Origin of the sequence: Colwellia sp. RSH04, from assembly GCF_003545765.1 — a bacterium.
Classification (GTDB): Bacteria; Pseudomonadota; Gammaproteobacteria; order Enterobacterales; family Alteromonadaceae; genus Colwellia.
Map to the genome: position 1 here is coordinate 424348 of NZ_QXIO01000004.1, position 8395 is coordinate 432742.

General features: G+C 36.9%; 11 protein-coding genes and 1 pseudogene. 7 read left to right on the forward strand and 5 right to left on the reverse strand.

Annotation, left to right across the window (positions count from 1 at the left end):
• The first annotated feature begins 3 nt into the window (after positions 1–3).
• Together D1094_RS09555 and D1094_RS09560 are read left to right on the forward strand one after the other, a co-directional pair.
• Positions 4–477: a DUF494 family protein gene (locus D1094_RS09555; protein WP_118959860.1), complete on the forward strand. Its 474-nt coding sequence runs from the start codon at positions 4–6 to the stop codon at positions 475–477.
• A 112-nt stretch (positions 478–589) separates the two neighbouring features.
• Positions 590–1150, forward strand: coding sequence for a topoisomerase DNA-binding C4 zinc finger domain-containing protein (locus tag D1094_RS09560; RefSeq protein WP_118959861.1), 561 nt, complete (start codon positions 590–592; stop codon positions 1148–1150).
• Positions 1151–1196: 46 nt separating this feature from the next.
• Here the strand turns inward: D1094_RS09560 and D1094_RS09565 are convergent, their stop codons facing one another.
• Together D1094_RS09565 and purE are read right to left on the reverse strand one after the other, a co-directional pair.
• The gene (locus D1094_RS09565; RefSeq protein ID WP_118959862.1) at positions 1197–2354 is read right to left on the reverse strand and encodes a 5-(carboxyamino)imidazole ribonucleotide synthase; all 1158 of its coding nucleotides are present in this window, start codon (positions 2352–2354) and stop codon (positions 1197–1199) included.
• Between the two features lie 8 nt (positions 2355–2362).
• Positions 2363–2845: a 5-(carboxyamino)imidazole ribonucleotide mutase gene (gene purE, locus D1094_RS09570; RefSeq protein ID WP_118959863.1), complete on the reverse strand. Its 483-nt coding sequence runs from the start codon at positions 2843–2845 to the stop codon at positions 2363–2365.
• A gap of 194 nt (positions 2846–3039) precedes the next feature.
• On the opposite strand from purE, the gene D1094_RS09575 reads away from it, so the two are divergent.
• Complete coding sequence (locus tag D1094_RS09575; protein WP_118959864.1) at positions 3040–3597, forward strand: Sua5/YciO/YrdC/YwlC family protein; 558 nt, start codon at positions 3040–3042, stop codon at positions 3595–3597.
• Complete coding sequence (gene hemF / locus D1094_RS09580; RefSeq protein ID WP_118959865.1) at positions 3594–4508, forward strand: oxygen-dependent coproporphyrinogen oxidase; 915 nt, start codon at positions 3594–3596, stop codon at positions 4506–4508. Before D1094_RS09575 ends, hemF begins: the two co-directional genes overlap by 4 nt.
• 3 nt (positions 4509–4511) lie before the next feature.
• On the opposite strand, the pseudogene D1094_RS18885 reads toward hemF, so the two are convergent.
• Together D1094_RS18885 and D1094_RS18890 are read right to left on the reverse strand one after the other, a co-directional pair.
• Positions 4512–4679: pseudogene (locus D1094_RS18885) on the reverse strand (hemoglobin-like oxygen-binding protein); the annotation flags it as partial.
• Positions 4680–4734: 55 nt separating this feature from the next.
• A complete protein-coding gene (locus D1094_RS18890; protein ID WP_259337892.1) occupies positions 4735–4950 on the reverse strand; it encodes a hypothetical protein in 216 nt (71 codons plus the stop codon).
• Positions 4951–5210: 260 nt separating this feature from the next.
• Between D1094_RS18890 and D1094_RS09590 the strand changes: the two genes are divergently transcribed.
• From D1094_RS09590 to D1094_RS09600, 3 genes are all read left to right on the forward strand, one after another.
• The gene (locus D1094_RS09590; RefSeq protein ID WP_118959866.1) at positions 5211–5918 is read left to right on the forward strand and encodes an OmpW family protein; all 708 of its coding nucleotides are present in this window, start codon (positions 5211–5213) and stop codon (positions 5916–5918) included.
• 86 nt (positions 5919–6004) lie between these two features.
• Complete coding sequence (gene aroE / locus D1094_RS09595; protein WP_259337893.1) at positions 6005–6868, forward strand: shikimate dehydrogenase; 864 nt, start codon at positions 6005–6007, stop codon at positions 6866–6868.
• An 8-nt stretch (positions 6869–6876) separates the two neighbouring features.
• Positions 6877–7110 (forward strand): hypothetical protein, encoded by a 234-nt coding sequence (locus tag D1094_RS09600; RefSeq protein ID WP_118959868.1) that lies wholly within the window; start codon positions 6877–6879, stop codon positions 7108–7110.
• On the opposite strand, the gene D1094_RS09605 is transcribed toward D1094_RS09600, so the two are convergent.
• Complete coding sequence (locus tag D1094_RS09605; RefSeq protein ID WP_118959869.1) at positions 7111–7650, reverse strand: gamma carbonic anhydrase family protein; 540 nt, start codon at positions 7648–7650, stop codon at positions 7111–7113. It lies immediately after the preceding gene.
• Between the last annotated feature and the right edge of the window lie 745 nt (positions 7651–8395).

Sequence of the window (8395 nt, forward strand, 5' to 3'; positions counted from 1 at the left end):
GTTATGTTTGATATCTTGATGTATCTTTTTGAAAACTATATTCATAGTGAAGCCGAGGTTATGGTTGATCATGATGTACTTACCGACGAACTAACTAGAGCAGGATTTCATCAAGATGAAATCTATAAAGCATTAAACTGGTTAGAAAAATTAGCGGCTCTGCAAGACACCGATGCTTATCCTTACTTAACGCGTGTAGCGAGTACATCTGTACGTATTTATACTACCGAGGAAATGCAATTACTTGATACACAAAGCAGAGGCTTTCTTCTGTTTTTAGAGCAAGTGAATGTATTAGATTTCTCCACACGTGAGATGGTTATTGACCGTGTTATGGAACTCGATACAAAATACTTCTCTATGGATGATCTTAAGTGGGTTATTCTGATGGTGCTGTTTAATGTGCCAGGTAAAGAGTGTGCTTATTCTCAAATGGAAGATTTAATCTTTGAAGAGCAAGAAGGGCCTCTACATTAATTTTCTTATTCACTAATTGTCGCTATACGCTTCAGTTAGTGAAGATCATATTGTTTAATTGACAATTATGGCATAATGACTTTTTGAAATTAAATCGTCACCAATAGCTATCATGTCAAAATCTGATAAACCGTTGTTTTCCCACCACGAACATGCTTTAGAGAAAGAGTATCAAGTATGCCCTGAGTGCGGCTCTGAGCTAACAATAAAGCATGGTAAGAATGGCTCTTTTTTTGGCTGTGCAAATTATCCTAATTGTCAATATACCCGTCCAGTCGTTGAGCATGAGCGTGTCGAAGATCGTATACTTCAAGGCTCTGAGTGCCCTAAGTGTAATCATAGTCTTGCTGTAAAGCAGGGACGTTATGGAATGTTTATTGGTTGCAGTAATTTTCCTGAATGCGACTATATTGACCATGAAGAAGAAAAACAACTTGCTGATATTCATTGTCCCAGTTGTAAAAAAGGTGTTCTTAAGGAAAAGACGAGTAGATACGGCAAAAAGTTTTACTCATGTGATGCCTACCCTAAGTGCAAATTTATCGTAAATTTTGAACCTGTTGAAGGCATATGCGAAGAATGTAACTTCCCACTTTTATTGAAAAGGAATATGGCAGCTGGCATTAAATATCAATGTGCAAGTAAAAAGTGTTCAGCAATGCAATCTCTATAAAAAAAGACGCTAATAAGCGTCTTTTTTAGTTATCTAATCTACCGTTTTACGACTGTTTCGCTAGATAGTTTTGAGCGAACTCCGCTAAATCAGGAAAGGTAGCCGCAGGCAATAGCGTTGATAACTGAACTAAGCGTTGCGCTAAGATAAGTTCCGTTTCACCACTGACATTAATATGCCCCATTTTACGTCCAGCGCGTTTACCTTTGTTGTACCAGTGCATTGTAACACTCGGTATAGCAAGTACTTCATCTGAAACTTGGTCTTCACCAATAATGTTTACCATGGCTGTAGGGCGAACTAGTGATGTACTGCCTAATGGTAAATCGCAGATTGCCCGTAAATGGTTTTCAAATTGACAGGTATCAGCGCCTTGCTGAGTCCAATGACCCGAGTTATGAACACGTGGCGCAATTTCATTAACTAATAATGTCTTGTCAACTTGAAAGAACTCTATTGCCATAACACCAACGTAATTTAATTCATCGGTTAACGCTTTGAATACTGTTCCAGCTTGTTGCTGCAAGTCTGAATTAACAGGTGCTGCTACAGAAACACTTAAAATACCATTGGTATGATGGTTTTCAGTAAGTGGATAAACAGCAATATCTCCATTAAGTCGGCGAACACCAACTAGAGAAAGCTCTCTTTCAAATGGTACCATTTGCTCAGCAACAATACCTTGCTTAACAGAACCTTTTGATTCAGCTAAAAATTTCTCGATATCTTGCCAAGTATCTTGTGCATCAGCTTGCGACTTTAATCGCCATTGTCCTTTTCCATCATAACCATCTAAAGCACTTTTAAAGATAATGGGCAAAGACAGTGTTGAAATAGCTTTATCAAAATCAGTTTTGTTATTAACAAAATAGTGCTTAGCATTAGCAGCCTGACAAGCTGCTAATAATGACTTTTCTAAACGTCTATCACCGCCAATTTTAATGGCGTTACTGCTAGGATAAAGCTTATTCGAAACTTCACACTCGCTTAGCGTGTCATGAGCTACATGTTCAAATTCTGCCGTTATAACATCGCAATTAATTATGCCTTGTGCCAAGTCACCATATTCATGTTCGGGACTTATTGGTTGTACGACTTTATCGCTTCTAACATCGAATGCTTTCACATCAAGATTTAAAGGTGTCCCTGCTAGCTCCATCATACGAGCTAATTGACCGGCACCAAGTACTAGAACTTTTTTCATTAGTATAATTATTCTGCTGGGTTAGGGTTGTCTAAAATTGTTTGAGTTTGGTTTCTTCTAAACTCTTCAATATTTTGTTGGATACTTTCATCAAACGTTCCAACAATTTGTGCAGCAAGTAAACCAGCATTTGCCGCACCTGCAGTGCCTATAGCTAATGTACCAACCGCGATACCTTTTGGCATTTGTACTATAGATAATAGAGAATCTTGCCCACTTAATGCTTTAGATTGCACAGGAACCCCTAAAACAGGCAAGCTTGTATAAGCTGCTGTCATACCAGGTAAATGAGCAGCACCACCAGCACCACCAATAATGACTTTAATACCTCTATCTTTTGCACTTTCAGCATATTCAGCAAGTAAATGAGGTGTACGATGTGCAGAAACAACTTTTGTTTCATAGGCAACACCTAATAAGTCAAGCATCTCTGCTGCATGCTGCATTGTCGGCCAATCTGATTTTGACCCCATGATAATACCCACTGTCATGAAATTATGCCCTTAGAAAAGTAAAGTTCAGTTATTATTTGTGAACAAGGTTAATATGAAAGCCTGTAATTATAACCTTGTTTAACCAAATACGGAATGATGAAGTTTTTTCAAAGTAATATTGAGTAAAGTTAGACGTGAATTTAGTGCTTTTGTTAAGATATAGACTTTGAACTTTGCTAAAAGAGAAATTTGTGAATAATTCTACTGCTGTTGACGTTTTTATTGATGGGGGTATTATTGCTTATCCCACTGAAGCTGTTTTTGGCCTAGGCTGTGATCCAGATAATAAAATGGCGGTAGAAAACCTATTAAGGTTAAAGAAGCGTCCGGTTGAAAAGGGATTAATTCTATTAGCCGCTAACTATTCACAATTATTGCCTTATATTGAAGATGGCCTTATACCTCAAGATAAGAGGTTTGAGGTATTATCACGTTGGCCAAATGGTATTACTCAAGTGGTACCCAAAAATAAGCTGACACCAGCATGGCTAACAGGTCGCTTTGATACTATTGCTGTTCGAGTGACAGATCAACCAGATGTTGTTGCATTATGTAAGCAAATTAACAAGCCAATCGTTTCAACCAGTGCCAATTTAACTGGAGAAGAACCAGCAAAGACTTGGCAAGCAATAGAACAAAATTCAGCGCTATCATCAAAAGTAGATTTTATCATTAAAGGTCAAACCTTAGGCTTTACTCAGCCATCAACCATTATTGATGCATTAACAGGAGAAACATTTCGCTCATGAACGAAGTTAATATAGAGACGGTAATCGATTTTTTAAAATCATTACAAGATAATATTTGCAATGCATTAGAAGCTGCCGATGGTAGTGGCAAATTTGTTGAAGATAACTGGAAACGCGCAGAAGGTGGTGGTGGCCGCACTCGAGTTTTAACTGATGGAGCGGTTATTGAACAGGGTGGAGTAAACTTTTCAAGAGTTTCAGGCACAAAGTTACCGCCATCAGCGACAGCACATAGGCCAGAGTTAGCAGGGAGGTCGTGGCAAGCGTGCGGAGTATCATTGGTGATTCACCCTAAAAATCCTAATATTCCTACTTCTCATGCGAATGTTCGTTTCTTTATTGCTGAAAAAGAAGGTGAGGAGCCTGTGTGGTGGTTTGGGGGCGGCTTTGATTTAACGCCTTTTTATCCAGTAGAAGAGGATGTTATACATTGGCATCAAACAGCTTATGACTTATGTAAGCCGTTTGGTGATAATGTTTATGACGAACATAAAAAATGGTGTGATGATTACTTTTTCTTAAAGCATCGTGATGAAACGCGTGGTATTGGTGGGCTGTTTTTTGATGATTTAAATCAGTGGCAATTTTCGAAGTGTTTTGATTATCTTAAGTCGGTAGGGGCAGGTTTTATTGATGCGTATGTCCCGATCATAAATAAGCGAAAGAATACGCCGTTTACAGAACACCAACGACAGTTTCAATTATATCGCCGCGGACGCTATGTGGAGTTTAACTTAGTTTTTGACAGGGGCACTTTATTTGGCTTGCAGTCTGGTGGTCGAACAGAATCTATTTTAATGTCAATGCCACCATTAGCAAGGTGGGAGTATAACTACCAGCCAGAAGATAACTCTGCTGAAGCATTACTCTATCAACGATATTTAAAGCCACAGAATTGGCTATCACGCTAATTATTAACAATTGATCATATGTGCGGCAAGCTTGGCAAAAGCTTGTCGTAATTGTATTTTTATCACTTCATCAGTCATTGTTTTATTCAAAGCATTATTCATACATAACATCCATAATTCGCTCTGCTTCTTTGTTACCTTAAAAGGCATATGTCTAGCTCTTAGTTGGGGGTGTCCGTATTTCTCTTCAAAGAGATTAGGTCCACCAAGCCAGCCAGAAAGAAATTCAAAAGAACTTTAATCGAATATTGTCTAATGGCTGTTTATGAATGGCGAGCAATGCTTGTAAATGCACATTAGTTTCCATCTCATCATAAAAGGCATTAGATAAGGCTAGCGTTCCTTTTTCTCCGCCAATATATTGGTAAAGCGTTTTCTCGGCTTTCGGATTTTTATTTGATTTGTGATTGTTAGCGAGTAACTGCTTAATATACTTTAACATCTTTTAAATTATAACTGTTTGTAAATTATGTCGGAGTATAGCGAAATTTATAATGGCCAGTACATAAGTAGAGTTCTACTAATTACGGCGAGTCGAGGTTATTTACAAGTAAACTAATGGTAATAGACGTGACTTATATCACAAGAAGCAGATGTAAATGTAGAGAAAAACAATAGAATTAGAGTAATTACTTGATCATGATCAATTCAAATATATTTGGGTGAATTACTATACCCATAAATTAAATAGGGAATTAAATCATGAAAAAATCTTTAATAGCAATTGCATTACTTTCTTCGTTATCTTTTACAACATCAGCTAATCAAGCAGGTGACATTTTAGTGCGCGGTGGTGCAACTATGATCTCTCCTGATTCAGCAAAAGCTGGCGTTGCACTTGATAATAGCATGACACCATTATCTATTTCTGTAGATGACAATACTCAGCTTGGCTTAAATGTTGTTTATTTCTTTGATAGCAATTGGGCTGTTGAATTACTAGCGGCAACACCTTTTACTCATGATGTTATTTTACATGACCCTCAAGGAGTCACTGAGTCGGTTTACGGTGCAAACTTAGACGGTGCTACATTAGCAGAAGTCGCACACTTACCTCCAACATTAAGTGCACTATATTACTTTGATACAGGAACTGCTTTTAAACCATATGTGGGCGCAGGTATTAATTACACAATTTTTTTCGATGAAGAGTTTACAGCAACTCCCGCTTCTGTAGGTTTTCAAAACTTAGAGTTAGATAGTTCTTTTGGTCTATCATTTCAAGTGGGTGCCGATTATGAGTTAAACAAGAACTGGTCTGTGAATGTATCGGCACGCTATATTGATATTGGCTCTAAAGCAACCTTTGATTTAGAAGACCCAGCTAATGTCGGTTTATCAGGTAAAGGAAGTGCTAGTGTGGATGTAGATCCTATGGTTTATTCAATTATGCTTGGTTATAAGTTCTAGTTAACGGCTCATTAGATAAATTAAGCAGTAACATATTCCAAAGTGTTACTGCTTTTTTGTTTGCATCTCACCATATATCTATTAGCATGAGCGTATTCTTAGCTTATACCCTTTATATTATGGATAAATACCTCGTTTTTGGTAACCCAATAAAACAATCTCGTTCACCCGATATTCATCGACAATTTGCTGACAATACCGGACAAGAGCTTGAGTACAGTCGTCAGCTTTCCCAAGTGAGTGAATTTAAAAGCGACGTTAAAAAGTTTTTTGCCGAAGGTGGTAAAGGTGCCAATGTAACTGCTCCCTTTAAAGAACAAGCATTATTATTATCAGATGAATTAACCGATCGTGCAAAGCTTGCCGAAGCAGTAAATACATTAAGCTTCAATAATGGCAAGATATATGGTGACAATACAGACGGCATTGGCTTAGTACAGGACTTATTAAGACATAGCGTACCATTGAAAAACAGCAAAATACTTATACTGGGTGCCGGTGGCGCAGCAAAAGGGGTAATTTTACCGATTCTAGAACAAGCACCTGCCAAAGTGGTTATTGCTAATAGAACTGTTTCAAAAGCAGACAAAATATGTGAACAGTTTGAAGTTTTTAGTGAAAATAAATTGAAAGCATGCGGGTTTGATGAATTAAATAACGAAAGCTTTGATGTGATTATTAATGCAACATCAGCAAGCTTAACAGGACAATTTCCGTCAATAGCTCAATCAAATATAACAAGTCAAACCGTTTGCTACGATATGGTGTACGGTGCACAACTTTCTCCATTCTTACTATGGGCAAAGCAACAAGGAGCTGCTCAGGTTATTGATGGCTTAGGTATGCTAGTAGGTCAGGCCGCCGAGAGCTTTACAATTTGGCGCAAGGTAAAGCCTAATATTGAAAGTGTTCTTAAGATATTAAGAGCAGAAATGGCTGCTGAAATATAAGGTAAACGATGAATCAAGCATTTATATTTAATGATGACCTATCTTTTAATAATGAAGAGGATGCATGGTGTTTAACAGCACAATTAAGTGGCCAACTCATCACAATCTATTATCATTCGTTTGAATTAAAACAACTAGACTCTATTGATACCTGTACAAAGTATGATTTAGAAGAAGTTGCTGAACTGTGGTTAGAAAAGAATGATATTGAAGAAAATATCATTCATATAAACCTTAAATAATTATTGATTCAAATAGTCATCTTTTAATTCGACGTAATTAATTGCTGATTGTGTTAAGAAGTTACTTTCACTCTCTTTTAGCTTTCTGACTTGTTTTACAGGGTTGCCTACATATAAGAAACCACTCACTAGTGTTTTATTAGGCGGAACAAGGCTACCAGCACCAATGAACACATCGTCTTCTACAATAGCACCATCCATGATAATCGCTCCCATGCCGACAAGAATGCGACTACCTAAAGTACAACCATGTAGCATACATTTATGACCAACAGTTACATCTTCTCCTATGATTAAGGGATTTCCTTCGGGGTTATTTTGACTTTTTCGGGTAACATGTAGCACAGTACCATCTTGAATGTTTGTTCTTGCTCCTACTCTAATAATATTAACATCGCCTCTTGCAGCGACTAAAGGCCAAATACTTACATCCTGAGCTAGTGATATATCACCAACAATAATCGCTGAATCATCAATATAACAAGTATCATCAACACTCGGTAATATCCCTTGATAGGGGCGAAGGTTTTTAAAAGTCATACAACACCTTAATACTAACTAAAATAAAAGAATGATTAATTAATAAAATAACACATAGATAGTCAAAAACATTATTAATAACCATATTTTTAAAGGTTAATTATATTGTTTCAAAATAACAAAAAAACTACCGATGTAGATAAATAGAACAAAAACAAGTGAATAAAACATCAAATAACAAAAGCTCTGTATAAATATCGACCTAACGGAAAGAAAAACAGGAAATAATTGAAATAATAGTTGACCTTAAGTTAAAAGTCTCTAGAATGCGCATCCACTTCCACGGGGCAACTCAAGAAGGTTTGTATAGGAAATACATAGTAGGTCAAGTCATGGAGACGAAAGGCCTGTTTTGATAAGTTAAGTGAATCAAATGAGAAACATTTAACGAAGATAACGTTTGAAAGTTAGTTTGAAAATAAATTAACTTTTTATAAAATAAACGTTGACATCAAAACTAGGAGGCGTACAATGCGCATCCGCTTCGGGGCAAAGCTACTGAGCAAACGATGTAAACGAATGCGATTTACATCTTCTCGAAAGAGAAATTCTTTAACAATTAGTTATCATGCAATTTGTGTGGATACTCACAGAGATGTTGATTTTACATAGTCCATTGGACGTAAAGCAGCACTTTGATGAATGTCACACAGATACTATTTATAAAATACGAAAGTATACTTATATATGTAATGCGATATCTGCTTTCGAGTAGGTATCACGACAGAATTCATTGAGCAGGAGC